Below are 15,971 nucleotides of genomic sequence, written 5' to 3' on the forward strand. Positions count from 1 at the left end.
CCAGCGAAGTGTCGTACACGACGGGGACACTGATCTCGTGCCCGACCGTCCCATCGCCGAGCCCAGTGCGCTGAGCCGGTTCTCCGAGCCCACCAGGGCCTGGTTCACCGGCGCCTTCGAGCGCCCGACGGCGGCCCAGGACGGCGCCTGGCAGGCCATCAGCAGCGGCGAGCACGCCCTCGTCGTCGCCCCCACCGGCTCGGGGAAGACCCTGGCCGCCTTCCTCTGGTCGCTGGACCGGCTCGCCTCCAGCCCACCGGCCGACGAGCGCTCCCGCTGCCGGGTCCTCTACGTCTCGCCGCTGAAGGCCCTGGCCGTCGACGTCGAGCGCAACCTGCGCGCCCCGCTGACCGGCATCGGCCAGGCCGCGGCCCGCCTCGGGCTGCCACGGCCGGAGATCCGCGTCGGCATCCGGTCCGGCGACACCCCCGCCGACGAGCGGCGCACCTTCACCCGCAAGCCGCCGGACATCCTCATCACCACGCCGGAGTCGCTCTTCCTGCTGCTCACCAGCGCGGCACGAGAGGCGCTGCGCAGCGTCGAGACCGTCATCATCGACGAGGTCCACGCGGTCACCGACTCCAAACGCGGCGCACACCTGGCCGTGTCCCTGGACCGGCTCGACGAGCTGCTGGAGCGGCCGGCCCAGCGCATCGGCCTGTCGGCCACCGTGCGGCCGATCGAGGAGGTCGCCACCTATCTCGCCGGTGGGCGCCCGGTGCGGGTGGTCGCCCCCGGCTCGACGAAGGAGTGGGACCTCTCGGTCGTCGTCCCCGTCGAGGACATGAGCGAGCTGGGTCAGCCGACCGGTGAGCTGGAGGGGTCGGCGGCGGGCAACCAGCCCCGGAACTCCATCTGGCCGGCAGTCGAGGAACGGGTGCTCGACCTGGTCCAGGAGCACCGCAGCACGATCGTGTTCGCCAACTCGCGCCGGCTGGCCGAACGGCTCACCAGCCGGCTGAACGAGCTGGCCTACGAGCGGACCACCGGCGAGCCCGTACCGCCCGGCACCAACGCGGCGGCGCTCATGGCGCAGGCCGGCGCCGGTGGAGGGCTCCCCGAGGCGTTCCAGCCGGTTGCCGCGGCCCACCACGGATCTGTCTCCCGCGAGCAGCGTGCGATCGTCGAGGAGGCGCTGAAGTCCGGCCGGCTGCCGGCGGTCGTCGCCACCTCCAGTCTGGAGCTCGGCATCGACATGGGGGCGGTCGACCTCGTCGTCCAGGTCGAGTCGCCGCCCACCGTGGCCAGCGGCCTGCAGCGGGTCGGCCGCGCCGGCCACCAGGTCGGCGCGGTCAGCCGCGGGGTGCTCTTCCCCAAGTACCGCGGCGACCTCGTGCAGTGCGCGCTGGTCGCCGAGCGGATGAAGTCGGGCGCGATCGAGTCGATCCGCTACCTGCGCAACCCCCTCGACGTGCTCGCGCAGCAGATCGTCGCCATCGTCTCGGAGCGCCCGCGCACGGTCGACGAGGTCGGCGCCCTGGTCCGCCGGTCGGCGGCGTTCTCCTCGCTCCCCGAGTCGGCGCTGCAGGCCGTGCTGGACATGCTCGCCGGTCGCTATCCCTCCGACGCCTTCGCCGAGCTCCGTCCCCGCCTCACCTGGGACCGGGTCACCGACACCCTCACCGCCCGGGCCGGCGCGCAGCGCCTGGCGGTCACCAGCGGCGGCACGATCCCCGACCGCGGCCTCTTCGGCGTCTTCCTCGTCGGCGCCGAGGGCAGCGGCGGACGGCGCGTCGGCGAGCTGGACGAGGAGATGGTCTACGAGTCGCGGACCGGGGACGTGTTCCTCCTCGGCTCGTCGTCCTGGCGGATCGAGGAGATCACCCACGACCGCGTGCTGGTCACCCCCGCACCGGGCCAGCCCGGGAAGATGCCCTTCTGGCACGGCGACGCCCCGGGGCGTCCGCTGGAACTCGGACGCGCGCTGGGGGCGTTCCTGCGCGAGGTCGGCTCCGCGACGCCGGAAGCGGGGCTGGAGCGGGCCCGCGCCGCCGGCCTGGACGCCTGGGGCGCCGCCAACCTGGGCGCCTACCTGGCCGAGCAGAAAGCGGCCACCGGGCACCTCCCCGACGACCGCACGCTGCTGGTCGAGCGGTTCCGTGACGAGCTCGGCGACTGGCGGCTGGTCGTCCACTCGCCGTTCGGCGCGCAGGTCAACGCCCCGTGGGCGCTGGTGCTGGCCGCCCGGCTGCGCGAGCGCTACGGCGTCGACGTCTCGTCGATGCATTCCGACGACGGCATCGTGCTGCGCCTGCCCGACACGACCGGCGAGCCGCCCGAGGGCGACCTCGCCGTCCTCGATCCCGACGACGTCGAGCGCGAGGTCACCGCAGAGGTCGGCAGCTCGGCGCTGTTCGCCAGCCGGTTCCGCGAGTGCGCCGCCCGTGCGCTGCTGCTCCCCCGGCGTGATCCCCGCCGCCGGACGCCGCTGTGGCAGCAGCGCCAGCGCGCCGCCCAGCTGCTCTCGGTCGCCAGTGAGTTCTCCTCGTTCCCGATCACCCTCGAGGCGGCGCGGGAGGTGCTGCAGGACGTCTACGACGTGCCCGGCCTCATCGAGCTGATGCGCGACGTCCGCGCCCGGCGGGTGCGGGTCGTCGACGTCCAGACCGAGACGGCGTCGCCGTTCGCGCAGTCGCTGCTGTTCGGCTACGTCGGCCAGTTCCTGTACGAGGGCGACGCCCCGCTGGCCGAGCGCCGCGCCCAGGCCCTCGCACTGGACACCGGCCTGCTCGCCGAGCTGCTCGGCCGCTCCGAGCTGCGCGAACTGCTCGACGCCGAGGCGATGGCCGAGATCGAGGCGGAGCTGCAGCGGCTGCCCGAGCAGCGGCACCCGCGCGACATGGACGGTGCCGGCGACCTGCTCCGGGTCGTCGGCGACCTGACCGCGTCCGAGGCCGACCGGCGAGGAGCTCCGCAGGCATGGCTGGACGAACTGGTCGCCGCACGACGGGCCCTCGTCGTCCGCATCGCCGGCGAGGAGCGGTACGTCGCCATCGAGGACGCCGGCCGCCTGCGCGACGCGCTGGGCACCGCGTTGCCCGTCGGCGTGCCCGAGGTCTTCACCGAGCCGGTGGCCGATCCGCTGGGCGACCTCGTCGGCCGCTACGCGCGCACCCACGGCCCGTTCCAGCCGATGGAGGTCGCCACCCGCCTGGGGCTGGGCGTCGCGGTCGTCACCGCGACGGTGCAGCGGCTCACCGGCACCGGCCGGCTCGTCTCCGGCGAGTTCCGGCCCGGCGGCAGCGGTCAGGAGTGGTGCGACGCGGAGGTGCTGCGCTCGGTCCGCCGGCGCAGCCTGGCCAAGCTCCGCCAGGAGGTCGAGCCGGTGCCCACCGGCACGCTCGCCCGGTTCACCCCGTCCTGGCAGGCCGTGGGCAGCCGGCTGCGCGGTGCCGACGGCGTGCTCGCGGTCGTCGAGCAGCTCGCGGGCGCGCTGGTGCCGGCAAGCGCACTGGAGTCGCTGGTGCTGCCGACGCGGGTCCGCGACTACTCCCCCGCGATGCTCGACGAGCTGACCAGCGCCGGTGAGGTGCTGTGGGCAGGTGCCGGTGGGCTGCCCGGCGGCGACGGCTGGATCAGCCTGGTGCCCTCCGACCTCGCGCCGCTGCTGCTGCCCGAGCAGCTCGAGGTCGCCGGCGAGGGACAGCCGCTGCTGGACCTGCTCGCCGGTGGGCAGGCCATGTTCTTCCGCGGTCTCGCCGATGCGCTCGGCGCCACCGACGACGCGGCGCTCGCCGACCTCGTGTGGGACCTCGTCTGGGCCGGCGCGCTGACCAACGACACGCTGGCCCCGCTGCGCACACGCCTCGGCGGAGGGGGCACCCACAAGCGGGCCGCCGCGCCGCCGCGGGTCACCCGCAGCCGGTACGGCCGTCCCCGCGTGGGCCGGGCGCCCATGCCCACGCGCGGGGGTCCGCCGACGGTCGCCGGGCGCTGGTCGCGGCTCCCCGACAGGGAGGTCAACGGCACCCGGCGCACCACCGCGCGGGCCGAGGCCCTGCTCGAGCGGCACGGCGTGCTGACCCGGGGCGCGGTCATGGCCGAGCAGGTGACCGGCGGGTTCTCGGCGGTCTACCCGGTGCTGCGGGCGTTCGAGGAGAACGGCCGGGCCCGCCGCGGCTACTTCGTCGAGACCCTCGGCGCCGCCCAGTTCGGCACCCCCGGGTCGGTGGACCGGCTGCGCAGCTTCGCCACGCCTGATCGCGTCCCGGCCGGCGCCGTGGTCCTCGCCGCCACCGACCCGGCCAACGTCTACGGCGCGGCCCTCCCGTGGCCGGAGCGGACCGTCGCAGCCGACGGCGACGCGGTGGATCTCGGCGAGGGCACCGGGGCGTCCCGGAAGTCAGGGCACCGAGCGGGGAGGAAGGCCGGCGCGCTCGTCGTGCTCGTCGACGGTGAGCTGGTGCTCTACGTCGAACGCGGCGGCAAGACGCTGCTGTCCTGGACGGAAGACGAGCAGACGCTCAAGGAGACGGCGACTGCCCTGTCGGGGGCGGTGTCGGCAGGAGCTCTGGGCCGGATGGTGGTGCAGAAGGCAGACGGCGCCTCGGTGCACGAGTCCACGCCGCTCAGCGAGGCCCTGCAGGCAGCCGGTTTCGCCGCCACCCCCCGCGGCCTTCGCCTGCGCGGCTGACTGGTCGGCTCTTGCTGGTCACTGGCGCCCTATGGCTCGGCGACGCAGCCCGGCACGGCTGGTTCTGACCAGCCCAGAACCCGGAGAACACACAGCGGGGCGGCTCGGATGCTCCCGTCCGGCGCTCGGTCGGCCACCTCACGGCGGAGAAGCTGTCGCCGGACCAACCGGCCGAGCGGGAGGCACGCGTCCGAGTGCACACGCGGTGCCAGGCCCAGGCGTGCCGATCGGCGTTCCTCGCCCTGAACCGCACGTCGCCCGGCCCTGCGGTCCCGGCCGCCTACTGGGCCTTCACTGCCGGCGGGACCCTCTGCAGCCGGGGCCCCAGCCACCGGCTGAGCCGCGGCATCAGGAGCCGCAGCGCCGTCACGACGTAGACCGCCGACAGCAGGAGCCGCAGCGGCCACGGCCAGTCCCCGACGAACGGCACGGCGATCAACTGGAAGGCGGAGGTGAACACCAGCACGACGGCGACGGTCAGTAGCCAACTGCGCCACGCCGGGCCGGGCCGGGGCGGCACCGCGAAGAAGCTCTCCAGGCCCACGGCACGCGACACCCGCTCGTCGTCGACCATCTCCTCGACGTGGGCGAGGGCCGTCCGCCGCTCGGACGACCGCTCCCAGGCCGCCAGCGAGGTGTCGTCGACGAAGCGATAGACCAGGTGGTACTCCGAGCTGTCCGGGCCCGGATGCAGCAACGTGGCGCCGAGGTTGCCAGGGAAGGCCGCGGCCACTCCGAGCACGTCGTCCGCCCACCGCTCGAACTCCTCACGCCGCTCAGGCCGCACCAGCCGGGCCACGGTGACGGTCACCGGCTCGGCATGCGGGGCCGGCAGGTCACCGCGGAAGACGGCTCGGAGTCGGACAGGCATGCTCACCCTCTGCGCAATGCCGCACGGGAGGGCGGTCATCCCGGGTGTCGGGGGCCTCACACCGAAGGGCGGAGGCCTCGGCGGCCGAGGATCATGGTGGCGTGCCCGAGGGAGACACCGTCTGGCTGGCCGCCAAGCGCATGAACCGGGCGCTCGCCGGGGCCACGCTGCGCCGCGGCGAGCTGCGGGTGCCTCAGCTGGCCGCCACGGACCTCGCCGGACGCACGGTGAGCGAGGTGGTCCCGCGCGGGAAGCACATGCTCATCCGGCTGGCCGACGGCTGGACCCTGCGTACCCACTACCGGATGGACGGCAGCTGGCACGTCTACCGGTCGGGCGCACGCTGGCGGGGCGGACCGGCCTTCTCCGTGCGGGCGGTGCTGACCACCGACGAGTGGGAGTGCGTCGGCTACCGCCTCCACGATCTGGCCTTCGTGCGCACTGAGCACGAGGACCAGATCGTCGGTCACCTGGGCCCCGACGTCCTCGGCCCGGACTGGGACCTCGACGAGGCGCTGCGCCGGCTGCGGGCCGGGCCGGACGTGGAGGTCGGGGTGGCGATCCTCGACCAGCGGAACCTGTGCGGTCCCGGCAACCTCTACAAGGTCGAGGCGCTCTTCCTCACCGGCCTGCACCCGTGGGCGCGGGTGGCCGACGTCGACGACCGCCTCGAGCCGCTGGTGACGCGGGCGCGCACGCTGATGCTGGCCAACCGCGACCATCCCGAGCAGAGCACCACCGGTGACCTGCGCAAGGGCCAGGACCACTGGGTCTACGGCCGCAAGGGCAAGCCGTGCCGGCGGTGCCGGACGCCGATCCTCCTGGGCGATCAGGGCCCGGAGCTGCAGGAGCGGGTCACCTACTGGTGCCCGCGCTGCCAGGCCGCGCGATCTCCCATCGACCCGCTGGCCCGCACCGGCGAGCCGGGCCGGCCCCGGCCGCGGGCCACGCCGGGCTGACCGCCCCGAAACCGACTCGCGGCGGCCTCCGGACGTCGGAGGCCGCCGTGAGGCGAACGGGAGCGCCCGGGACGGGCGGCGACTCAGGCGGGGTCGGGCCGCTCGGCCTTCTGGGGCTCGGCCTGCGAAGCCGGCTCCGACGCCGGGGCGCCCTGCTCGATCGCCCCGGCGGCCGAGGCGCCCTCCACGGCGGGCGTACCGCCCATGGAGGCGCGGATCTGGTCCAGCCGCGAGGCGCCGGCGACGTCGAGAGTGGCCTTCTGCACCTCGAGCATCCGGCCCTCCACCGAGGTCTGGGCGAGCTCGGCCTGGCCCAGCGCAGTGGCGTAGCGGGCCTCGATCTTGTCCCGCACCTCCGACAGCGAGGGCGTGTTGCCCGGCGCCGAGAGCTCGTTGACCTGGCGCAGGGATTCCGCGACGTGTTCCTGCATCTTCGCCTGCTCGAGCTGGCTCATGAGCTTGGTGCGCTCGGCCAGCGTCGTCTGCAGCCGCATCCGGGACTGCTCGACGGCCCCGCGCGCCTGCTCGGCGGCCTGCAGCGCCTCGTCGTGGCTGCGCTTGAGGTCCTCCATGGCCTGCTCGGCGGCGACCAGCTGGGTGGCGAAGGCCTGCGCGGCCTGCTCGTACTCGGCGGCCTTGGCCGCGTCGCCCTTGGCCCGTGTCTGGTCGGCCAGCACCAGCGCCTGGCGGGCGGAGGCCTGCAGCTTCTCCACCTCGCCGAGCTGACGGTTCAGCCGCATCTCCAGCTGGCGCTGGTTGCCCAGCACCGCGGCGGCCTGGTTGGCCAGCGACTGGTGCCGCTGCTGCTCGGCCTCGATGGCCTGCTGGATCTGGATCTTGGGATCGGCCCGCTGGTCGATCTGCGCGTTCGCAGACGCGGTCAGGTACTTCCACAGCTTCACGAGCGGGTTGGGCATGGGGATGGGTCCTCCTGCTCCGGCATGGTGGCCGGCCCGGCGAATGCGCGTCACCGGTAATCGTCCCAGGTGATCACCCTCCGCAGCCAACGCAGACGCGGGTGCCCACGGCTAGGGTTCGGTCCGTGCAGCCCGGCGACCCCACCCTGTGCGTCCTCGGAGAGCTGGTGGTCGACCTGCTGCCCGTCCCCGAGGCGGGTGCCGGCCCCGAGGGAACGGCGCCGCGGTACGTCGCCCGTCCCGGTGGCAACGCGTTGAACGTGGCGGTGGCCGCCGGCCGGCTCGGCGCCCCGGTCCGCCTGCTGGCGCGGCTGGGCACCGGCCCGCTGGCGGCCAACCTGCGCCGGCACGCCGAGCTGGCCGGGGTGGACACCACGGGCTTCATCGACGCCGCCGAGCCGGTCAGCCTCGCCGTCGTCGGCGTCGGCCCCGACGGCTCGCCCGACTACGGCTTCCACGTGCTGGGCGCCGCTGACTGGCAGTGGACCGACGAGGAGCTGGCCGGAGCTCTCCCCGCGGACGTGGGCGCGGTGCACGTCGGCTCCATCTCCAGCTGGACCGAGCCCGGCAGCACCGCCATCGCGAACCTGGTGGACCGGCTCTCCGGCTCCGCCTTGATCAGCGTGGACCCCAACATCCGGCCGATGCTGGCCGACGGACCCGTCGGCGGCACCCTCGGCAACGACCGGGCCGCGGTCACCCGCCGCCTGGACGCACTCATCACCCGCGCTGACCTGGTGAAGGTGAGCGCGGAGGACCTCGCCTGGCTGGAGCCCGACGCCACCGACCTCGACGAGGCGACCCGGCGCTGGGCCGGGCGCGGTCCCGCCCTGGTCGTGCTCACCGACGGCGGGGCGCCGCTGCGGATCGCGCGACCCGGCGGACCCGTCCTGCGACGGGAGATCCCGCGGGTCGACGTCGTCGACACCGTGGGCGCCGGTGACTCCCTCGCTGCCGGCCTGCTGTCCGGCCTGCTCGGTGCCGGGCTGACGAACCGCGCCGCGCTCGCGGCGGCGTCCGACGAGCAGCTGCTCGCCCTGGTGGACGACGCAGCCCTGGTAGCCGCCCTGAACTGCACGCGGGTCGGCGCGGACCCCCCGACCCGCGCCGAGCTGGACGCCGCCCGGACCCGCTGGTGAGGCAGGACGTCGACGTGCGGATCGTCGGCCTCACCGAGCTCTCCGCCTCCGTGGTCCGGGCACGGCTGCTGGACCAGCACGACCGCTTCTGGGCCAGCGACGTGCGAGCGCTGCACCACCCGGTCTGGTTCCACCAGTTCGGGGGCTTCGGGGCGTTGGCGATGAGCCCGGACGGGGAGGACGTGGGGTACGTGCTGGGCGCGGTGACCGCCGACCGGCTGGCGTACCTCCACCTGCTGGCCGTGCGCGACGACCAGCGGCGCACGGGTCTCGGGCGGGCACTGTGCCGGTGGTTCGACGAGCTCGCGCTCACCACCGGCGCGCGGTTCGTGCAGGCCGTCACGCGCCCGGACAACGTGCCCGCACTGGCCTTCCACACCGCACTCGGGGCGAGCACTCATCTCTCGCGGGACCACTCGGGTCCCGGCGCCGACCGCGTCGTCCTGACCCGGACGCTGCCGGGGACCTGAGCCCTGACCTCAGGCGGCGAGAGACACCGCGTCGCCGCGGCGGTGGGCCGTGCGGCCCTGGGCTCCCGCGCCGACCAGGGCGAGGGCCGGCTCCGCGGCCGGAGCGGCCTGCTCGGTGGCCGCGGCGGCCTCCTCGCGGGTCTCCCCCGGAGTGGCCAGCGGGCGCACGTCGGCACCGGCCGCGGCGACCCGCAGTTCGAGGCTGACTTCGGCCAGGAGATCGGCGAGCTCCACCTCGAGGGCGTCGCAGATCGAGGCGAGCAGCTCCGAGGAGGCTTCCTTCTGACCGCGCTCGACCTCGGAGAGGTAGCCGAGGCTCACCCGTGCGGCGCCCGAGACGTCGCGGAGAGTGCGGTGCTGACGCAGCCGGTGGCCGCGCAGGGTGCTCCCGAGCTGGGTGCGCAGCAGCGTCATGGCCGTCTCCTGTCGTGCTTGCGGGGAAGCGGCGGTGCCATGAGGCACCGTGGGCTCACGGTACGCGGCCCGTGCGCCGACAGCCCGCCGACGGGGCCGAGTCCGCTCATGGCGTAACGCTCCCGGCCCTGACCGGCTTCCCGCGCGACGCTCAGCCGAGCCGGGCGAGGAGCCGGTCGAACGCCGCCGCCACGGCTCCGGCGCGTACCGCCTGCCGGTCGCCGGACAGGTCGAGCTCGGCCACATCGGTGCGCGCGCCATCGCTGAGCCCGAGATAGACCCGGCCCGGGCGGTGCCCGTCGACCGGGTCGGGGCCGGCGGCACCGGTCAGCCCGACGCCCCAGGTCGTGCCGCACCGGGCCCGGATGCCCTCGGCGAGCGCGGCGGCCGTCTCCGGACTCACCGGCCCGTGGGCGGCCAGCAGATCAGCAGGGACGCCGGCGAGCGTGCTCTTGAGATCGGTGGCGTAGACGACGGCGCCCCCGCGCAGCGTGGCACTGGCCCCGGGCACCGAGGCCAGGGTGGCGCAGAAGAGCCCCGCGGTGAGCGACTCGGCGGCGGCCACCGTCTCCTCCCGGTCGAGCAGCGCTCGGTGCACCGCGGCGGCGGAGGCCTCGGGAACCGGCGCCGTCATCAGGCGGGGGTGTCTGTCCGGCTACCGGTGCTGGGCCCGGCCGCCCGGCGGGCGGCCGCGGCGCGCATGGACCGGGCGCTGGTCCGCCGCAGCGTCACCGCGCGGTAGACGTAGTCCAGCCCGCTCAGCACGGTGAGCAGCACCGCCGCGGCCATGACCCACCACCGCGCGGACGCGAGCAGGCCGGTGAGCGGCAGGATGTAGAGGCCGATCGCCAGGGACTGCACCACGGTCTTGATCTTGCCGCCGCGGCTGGCGGCGATGACCCCGTGCCGGATGACCCAGAACCGCAGGAGGGTGACGCCCACCTCGCGGACGAGGATGACCACGGTCACCCACCAGGGCAGCAGCGCCAGGACCGAGAGCCCGATGAGCGCCGTGCCGGTGAGCGCCTTGTCGGCGATGGGGTCGGCGAGCTTGCCGAACTCGGTGACCTGGTTCGTCCGGCGCGCGATCATGCCGTCGTAGCGGTCGGTGATGATCGCCAGTCCGAAGACCAGCGCCGCCCAGTAGCGGTCCCGGTCGTCCAGGCCGTCGTCCTGCAGGAGCAGGAGCGCGAACACCGGCACGACCAGCAGCCGCAGCACGGTCAGCGCGTTCGGCAGGTTGACCAGCTTCACCGACTGCGGAGGTGTCGCAGCCGGGTCGGGGGCGACGTCGGTCACCGGGATCACCACCCGGCCGGGGTCACGGCCGGTACGAGCACGCGGGCGACGAGGTCGATGCCCTCGGTTCCGACGACCTCCGCCTCGACCAGCTGGCCCGCGACGGCGCCGTCCGGGACGCCGGTGACCGTGGTGGTCCCGTCGGCGTCGGGGTCCTGGTGGGCGGCGTGCCCGGACCAGGTGCCGGGGCCCTCCTCGTCGCCGAGGTCCTCGGTGAGCAGCACCTCGACCCGCTCGCCGATCCGGTCCTCCGCCCGCTGGGCGGTGAGCTCCTCGACGAGGTCGGTGATGCGGCGGACGCGGGCGTCGATCTCCGGCTGGTCGAGCTTGCCGGGCAGCCGCATGGCTTCGGTGCCCTCCTCGTCGGAGTAGCCGAAGACACCGACCGCGTCCAGGCGGCCCTCGGTGAGGAAGCGCTCGAGCTCGGCGACGTCGGCCTCGGTCTCGCCGGGGAAGCCGAGGATGACGTTGGTGCGGAACCCGGCCGCAGGCGCCAGCGCCCTGGCGCGCTCGATGAGCGCCAGAAAGTCGTCGGTGCCGCCGAAGCGGCGCATCCGGCGCAGCAACGTCGGCGAGGAGTGCTGGAAGGACAGGTCGAAGTAGCGTGCGATCCCGGGTGCCGAGGCGATCAGCTCCAGCAGGCCGGGGCGCAGCTCCGCCGGCTGCAGGTAGGCCACCCGTACGCGGACGATGCCCTCGATCGCGGCGAGCTGCGGCAGCAGCTTCTCCAGCGAGCGGAGGTCACCGAGGTCCTTGCCGTAGGACGTCGAGTTCTCGCTGACCAGCACGAGTTCGGTGACGCCCTGAGAGGCCAGCCAGTGCGCCTCGCCGAGCAGCTCGGCCGGGGGCCGCGACACGAAGGCGCCGCGGAACGTCGGGATGGCGCAGAACGCGCAGCGACGGTCACAGCCCGACGCCAGCTTCAGCGCCGCCGAGGGGCCCGAGGCCAGCCGCTTGCGGCGCAACCAGTCGTGGCCGGGGATCGCCGGCGCGTCCGCCGCAGCGGTGGCGGCGGTCCGCTGGACGGGGCTGATCGGCAGGAGGGTGCGGCGGTCACGCGGGGTGTGCGGCACGAGCGGCCGGCCGGTCAGGACGTCGTCGAGGCGACCGCCGATCTCGGCATAGTCGTCGAAGCCGAGGACCGTGGCCTCCGGCAGCGCACCGGCGAGCTCCGATCCGTAGCGCTCGGCCATGCAGCCGACGGCCACGACGGAGGCGCCGGAGTCGGTGGCGGCCAGGATCGCGTCGACCGAGTCCTTCTTCGCCGACTCGATGAAGCCGCAGGTGTTGACCAGGACGGCGTCGGCGCCGTCGGCATCCTCGACGAGTTCGTAGCCCTCCGCGGCCAGACGGCCTGCCAGCTCCTCGGAGTCGACCTCGTTGCGCGCACATCCGAGCGTCACCACCGCCACGGTCCGGGCAGGGTTGGTCGCGGCTGTCACCGGGCCATCGTAGTCGCCGACGGCGACGATCCCACCCTTCGGCGGAGTGATCCCGGACAGGTTGCGCCGCCTATGCGGCCCCTTGCGCGCGACTCCGCGCCCCGGTCCGCTCCTCGCTGCGATGCTCCCGCGGCTGTCGTCACGCGGATCCACCGCGCAGCGTGAACAGCGTCGCCTCCAGCTCGTCCGGCTTGATCAGCACGTCGCGGGCCTTGGACCCCTCCGACGGGCCGACGATGCCGCGGCTCTCCATGAGGTCCATGAGCCGGCCGGCCTTGGCGAAGCCGACCCGCAGCTTGCGCTGCAGCATCGACGTCGAGCCGAACTGGCTGGTGACGATGAGCTCGATCGCCTGGAGCAGCAGGTCGAGGTCGCCGCCGATGTCCTCGTCGATCTCCTTCTGCTCGCCCCCCGCGCTCCCCGCGCTGAAGACCTCCTCGAGGTACTCCGGCTCGGCCTGCCGCTTGCTGAACTCGACGACGGCCTCGATCTCGGCGTCGGAGACGAAGGCGCCCTGGACGCGCATCGGCTTGCCGGCACCGATGGGCATGAACAAGGCGTCACCCATGCCGATGAGCTTCTCCGCGCCCGGCTGGTCGAGGATGACCCGGCTGTCGGTGAGGCTCGAGGTGGAGAACGCCAGCCGCGAGGGCACGTTGGCCTTGATCAGGCCGGTGACGACGTCGACCGAGGGGCGCTGCGTCGCCAGGATCAGGTGGATGCCCGCGGCACGCGCCTTCTGCGTGATCCGGACAATGTGCTCCTCGACGTCGCGCGGGGCGACCATCATCAGGTCGGCGAGCTCGTCGACGATGGCGAGGATGTAGGGGTAGGGCCGGTAGACCCGCTCGCTGCCCGGGGGGGCGGTGATCTCGCCCTTCTCGACCTTGCGGTTGAAGTCGTCGATGTGGCGCACCCCGGTGGACTTCATGTCCTGGTAGCGCTGCTCCATCTCCTCCACCAGCCAGGCCAGCGCGGTGGCGGCCTTCTTGGGGTCGGTGATGATCGGCGTGATCAGGTGCGGGATGCCGTCGTAGGGCGTGAGCTCGACCATCTTCGGGTCGACCAGGATCATCCGCAGCTGGTCCGGGGTGGCCCGCAGGAGCAGCGAGGTCAGGATCGAGTTGACACAGCTGGACTTACCGGCACCGGTGGCGCCGGCGACCAGGAGGTGCGGCATCTTCGCCAGGTTGGCGCAGACGAAGCCGCCCTCGATGTCCTTGCCCAGGCCGACGAGCATCGGGTGCGGGTCCTGCTTGGCCGCCTGCGAGCGCAGGACGTCGCCCAGGCTGACCTTCTCGCGGTCGGTGTTGGGCACCTCGATGCCGACGGCGGACTTGCCCGGGATCGGCGCGAGAATGCGGATGTTGTCGTTGGCGACGGCGTAGGCCATGTTGCGGGTGAGCGCGGTGATCTTCTCAACCTTCACGCCCTGCCCGAGCTCGACCTCGTAGCGGGTGACCGTCGGGCCGCGGGTGAAGCCGGTGACGGCGGCGTCGATGTTGAACTGCTCCAGCACCCCGCTGATCGCCTCGATGGCGACGTCGTTGGCCTTGGACCGGGCACGGGGCGGGTCACCCGGCCGCAGCGTGGACAGCGCCGGGAGGATGTAGTCGCCCTCGACGGGCTGGATGGACAGCTGCTCCGGCTCCGTGATCGGCGGCAGGTCCTCCGGAGCGGAGGTGCGGTCCTCGACGGGCCGGCGCACGGCCGGCACCGGCGGCGGGGGCGCCAGGACCGTGTGCTCCGGGTCGGTGGTGCGGGTGGCCTCGGGCGCCTCGGCGTAGGCGGCGTGGTCGATCGGGCCGGTGTTGAGCAGGTCCTCCGACAGCGAGCGGCGACGACGGCCCTTGGGCGCGGGTTCCTCGTCTCCCTCGTCGTCGTAGTCGAACTCGTCGTAGTCCTCGTCGTAGTCCTCGCGGCCCAGGAGCCGGTCAGTGAGCTCGCGCAGCCGCTCCGGGATCTGGTGCACCGGCGTCGCGGTGATGACCAGCAGCCCGAAGAACGCGAGCAGGAACAGCAGGACGACGGTGACGACGGGGCCGAGGCCCGCGACCAGTGGCGTCCCGACCGCCCACCCGACGAGCCCGCCGGAGCCCGGCTGCCCCTGCTGGGGGTCGCCGGCGGTGCCGACCACCTGGGCGATGCCGAGGATCGAGGCCAGCGAGCAGAGCCAGCCGATGGCGAGCCGCCCCCGGGCCTCGGGCCGCGGACCACGGCGCAGCAGCCGCAGCGCGGCGAAGAAGAGGATGACCGGCAGCACCATCACCAGCGAGCCGATGACCCAGCGCACGCCGTCGGTGAGAGCGGCCCCGACCGGGCCGATGCCGTCGCTCCAGGCAGCGGCGCCGAGCACGATGGCCAGGCCCAGCACGGCGAGGCCGACGCCGTCGCGGCGGTGCTCGGGTGCGAGCGGCTCGGCCTCCTCCGGACGGGCCACCGAGCGGGCGAGCCCGCCGGCGCCGCGGGCGAGCAGGCTCCAGCCACCGCTGGCGATGCGCCAGAACCCGGGCCCCGACTGCGGCTTCTTCTTCGCGGCCGGACGGCGATTGGCAGCGCGCTTGGCCGGCGGCCGCTTCTTGCTCGCCGCCGTCGATCCCGACCGGCTGCGAGTGGCGGCCGGCCGACGCGTCGACGTGGTACGGGCAGGCATGCGTCAGACGGTAAGCCCGGCGGGGGCCGGGATCGGGCAGGCCGGGCATCGTGTCCCGCACGGGGCACCTCCCATAACGTCACACCCATGAGCAGCCACGGCAGCTGGCCGACGCCGATCACCTCCCAGCTGGTCGTCCGCACCGCGGCGCGACTCGAGGAGGTCGTCGTGGACGGCGACGACGTCTGGTGGTCCGAGTCGCGCCCCGACGAGGGCGGCCGGTCGGTGCTGTGCCGCCGGACGGCCGACGGCACGGTGACCGACGTGCTGCCGGCGCCGTGGAACGCCCGCACCCGCGTGCACGAGTACGGCGGCGCGGCCTGGACCGTCTCCGGCGGCACCGCGTGGTTCACGCACTACTCGGACCAGTGGCTGTACCGACTGGACCCCGGCGCCTCCTCCCCCGTCGCCGTCACCCGCGAGCCGCCGCTGCCCTCGGCCGTGCGGCACGCCGACCTGCGGGCGATCCCCGACGCGCTGCTGGCCGTCCGCGAGACGCATCCCGCGTCGGGTGCGGCCGCCGACGTCGTCAACGAGCTGGTGTGGATCGGCGCCGACGGCGAGGAGATGGAGTTGGTCTCGGGCCCCGATTTCGTCTCCGACCCGTCGCTGGCACCCGACGGCGCCACCCTCGCCTGGCTCCAGTGGGACCACCCGCACATGCCGTGGGACGCAGCACGGCTCGTCGTCCGCACCCTCGACGGCGTCGAGACCGTGGTCGCCGGGGGCCCCGGCGAGTCGGCCGTCCAGCCCACCTGGGCCCCCGACGGCACGCTCTGGTTCCTGTGCGACCGCACCGACGTCTGGTCGCTGTACCGATGGGCGCCCGGCGGCGAGGCCGAGCTGGTGCTCGACGTGGGCAGCGACATCGCGGGCCCGCAGTGGCGTTTCGGGTCCAGCCGGTTCGCCCTGCTCGACGACGGCCGGATCGCGCTCGCCTACGGGCACGACGGAGCCGACCGGCTCGCCGTCCTCTCCGTCGGCGGGGACCTGCGGGAGCTCGACCTGCCCTACGCCTCGTTCCAGTACCTGCGCGCGCAGGGCACCCGGGTGGTCTGCGCGGCCGGCGGCCCGGCGGCGGAGCGGGTCGTGCTGTCGGCTGGCTCTTATACCAATCTGAAGCTGCCGACGCAGCGGAAAGGGTAGAAGATAGAGGGCTGCGAATAATAAAAAA

General features: G+C 74.0%; 12 protein-coding genes. 5 read left to right on the forward strand and 7 right to left on the reverse strand.

What is annotated here, in order from left to right:
- Window positions 1-37 precede the first annotated feature (37 nt).
- On the forward strand, window positions 38-4,633 hold the full coding sequence (locus tag C5508_RS11925; RefSeq protein ID WP_104525167.1) for an ATP-dependent helicase: 4,596 nt from the start codon (window positions 38-40) through the stop codon (window positions 4,631-4,633).
- 280 nt (window positions 4,634-4,913) lie between these two features.
- Here the strand turns inward: C5508_RS11925 and C5508_RS11930 are convergent, their stop codons facing one another.
- Window positions 4,914-5,504, reverse strand: a complete 591-nt coding sequence (locus C5508_RS11930) for an antibiotic biosynthesis monooxygenase (RefSeq protein WP_104525178.1) — start codon at window positions 5,502-5,504, stop codon at window positions 4,914-4,916.
- Window positions 5,505-5,605: 101 nt separating this feature from the next.
- On the opposite strand from C5508_RS11930, the gene C5508_RS11935 reads away from it, so the two are divergent.
- Window positions 5,606-6,463 (forward strand): DNA-formamidopyrimidine glycosylase family protein, encoded by an 858-nt coding sequence (locus C5508_RS11935; RefSeq protein ID WP_104525168.1) that lies wholly within the window; start codon window positions 5,606-5,608, stop codon window positions 6,461-6,463.
- A gap of 83 nt (window positions 6,464-6,546) precedes the next feature.
- On the opposite strand, the gene C5508_RS11940 is transcribed toward C5508_RS11935, so the two are convergent.
- Window positions 6,547-7,380 (reverse strand): PspA/IM30 family protein, encoded by an 834-nt coding sequence (locus tag C5508_RS11940; protein WP_104525169.1) that lies wholly within the window; start codon window positions 7,378-7,380, stop codon window positions 6,547-6,549.
- Between the two features lie 125 nt (window positions 7,381-7,505).
- On the opposite strand from C5508_RS11940, the gene C5508_RS11945 reads away from it, so the two are divergent.
- Window positions 7,506-8,519 carry a PfkB family carbohydrate kinase gene (locus tag C5508_RS11945; protein ID WP_104525170.1) on the forward strand — a complete coding sequence of 338 codons (1,014 nt, stop codon included), beginning with the start codon at window positions 7,506-7,508 and terminating at the stop codon, window positions 8,517-8,519.
- A complete protein-coding gene (locus tag C5508_RS11950; protein ID WP_104525171.1) occupies window positions 8,516-8,989 on the forward strand; it encodes a GNAT family N-acetyltransferase in 474 nt (157 codons plus the stop codon). Before C5508_RS11945 ends, C5508_RS11950 begins: the two co-directional genes overlap by 4 nt.
- 9 nt (window positions 8,990-8,998) lie before the next feature.
- Here C5508_RS11950 and C5508_RS11955 read toward each other — a convergent pair whose 3' ends face one another.
- From C5508_RS11955 to C5508_RS11975, 5 genes are all read right to left on the reverse strand, one after another.
- On the reverse strand, window positions 8,999-9,403 hold the full coding sequence (locus tag C5508_RS11955; RefSeq protein WP_104525172.1) for a helix-turn-helix domain-containing protein: 405 nt from the start codon (window positions 9,401-9,403) through the stop codon (window positions 8,999-9,001).
- 151 nt (window positions 9,404-9,554) lie between these two features.
- Window positions 9,555-10,037 (reverse strand): CinA family protein, encoded by a 483-nt coding sequence (locus C5508_RS11960; protein ID WP_104525173.1) that lies wholly within the window; start codon window positions 10,035-10,037, stop codon window positions 9,555-9,557.
- Complete coding sequence (pgsA, locus tag C5508_RS11965; RefSeq protein ID WP_232797081.1) at window positions 10,037-10,702, reverse strand: CDP-diacylglycerol--glycerol-3-phosphate 3-phosphatidyltransferase; 666 nt, start codon at window positions 10,700-10,702, stop codon at window positions 10,037-10,039. Before pgsA ends, C5508_RS11960 begins: the two co-directional genes overlap by 1 nt.
- A gap of 5 nt (window positions 10,703-10,707) precedes the next feature.
- Window positions 10,708-12,144, reverse strand: a complete 1,437-nt coding sequence (gene rimO, locus C5508_RS11970) for a 30S ribosomal protein S12 methylthiotransferase RimO (protein ID WP_104525174.1) — start codon at window positions 12,142-12,144, stop codon at window positions 10,708-10,710.
- Window positions 12,145-12,283: 139 nt separating this feature from the next.
- The gene (locus tag C5508_RS11975; protein ID WP_104525175.1) at window positions 12,284-14,797 is read right to left on the reverse strand and encodes an FtsK/SpoIIIE family DNA translocase; all 2,514 of its coding nucleotides are present in this window, start codon (window positions 14,795-14,797) and stop codon (window positions 12,284-12,286) included.
- An 87-nt stretch (window positions 14,798-14,884) separates the two neighbouring features.
- On the opposite strand from C5508_RS11975, the gene C5508_RS11980 reads away from it, so the two are divergent.
- Window positions 14,885-15,943, forward strand: a complete 1,059-nt coding sequence (locus C5508_RS11980; protein WP_232797082.1) for a TolB family protein — start codon at window positions 14,885-14,887, stop codon at window positions 15,941-15,943.
- Window positions 15,944-15,971 lie beyond the last annotated feature (28 nt).

It is taken from the genome of Blastococcus atacamensis, assembly GCF_002938425.1.
Lineage (GTDB): Bacteria > Actinomycetota > Actinomycetes > Mycobacteriales > Geodermatophilaceae > Blastococcus > Blastococcus atacamensis.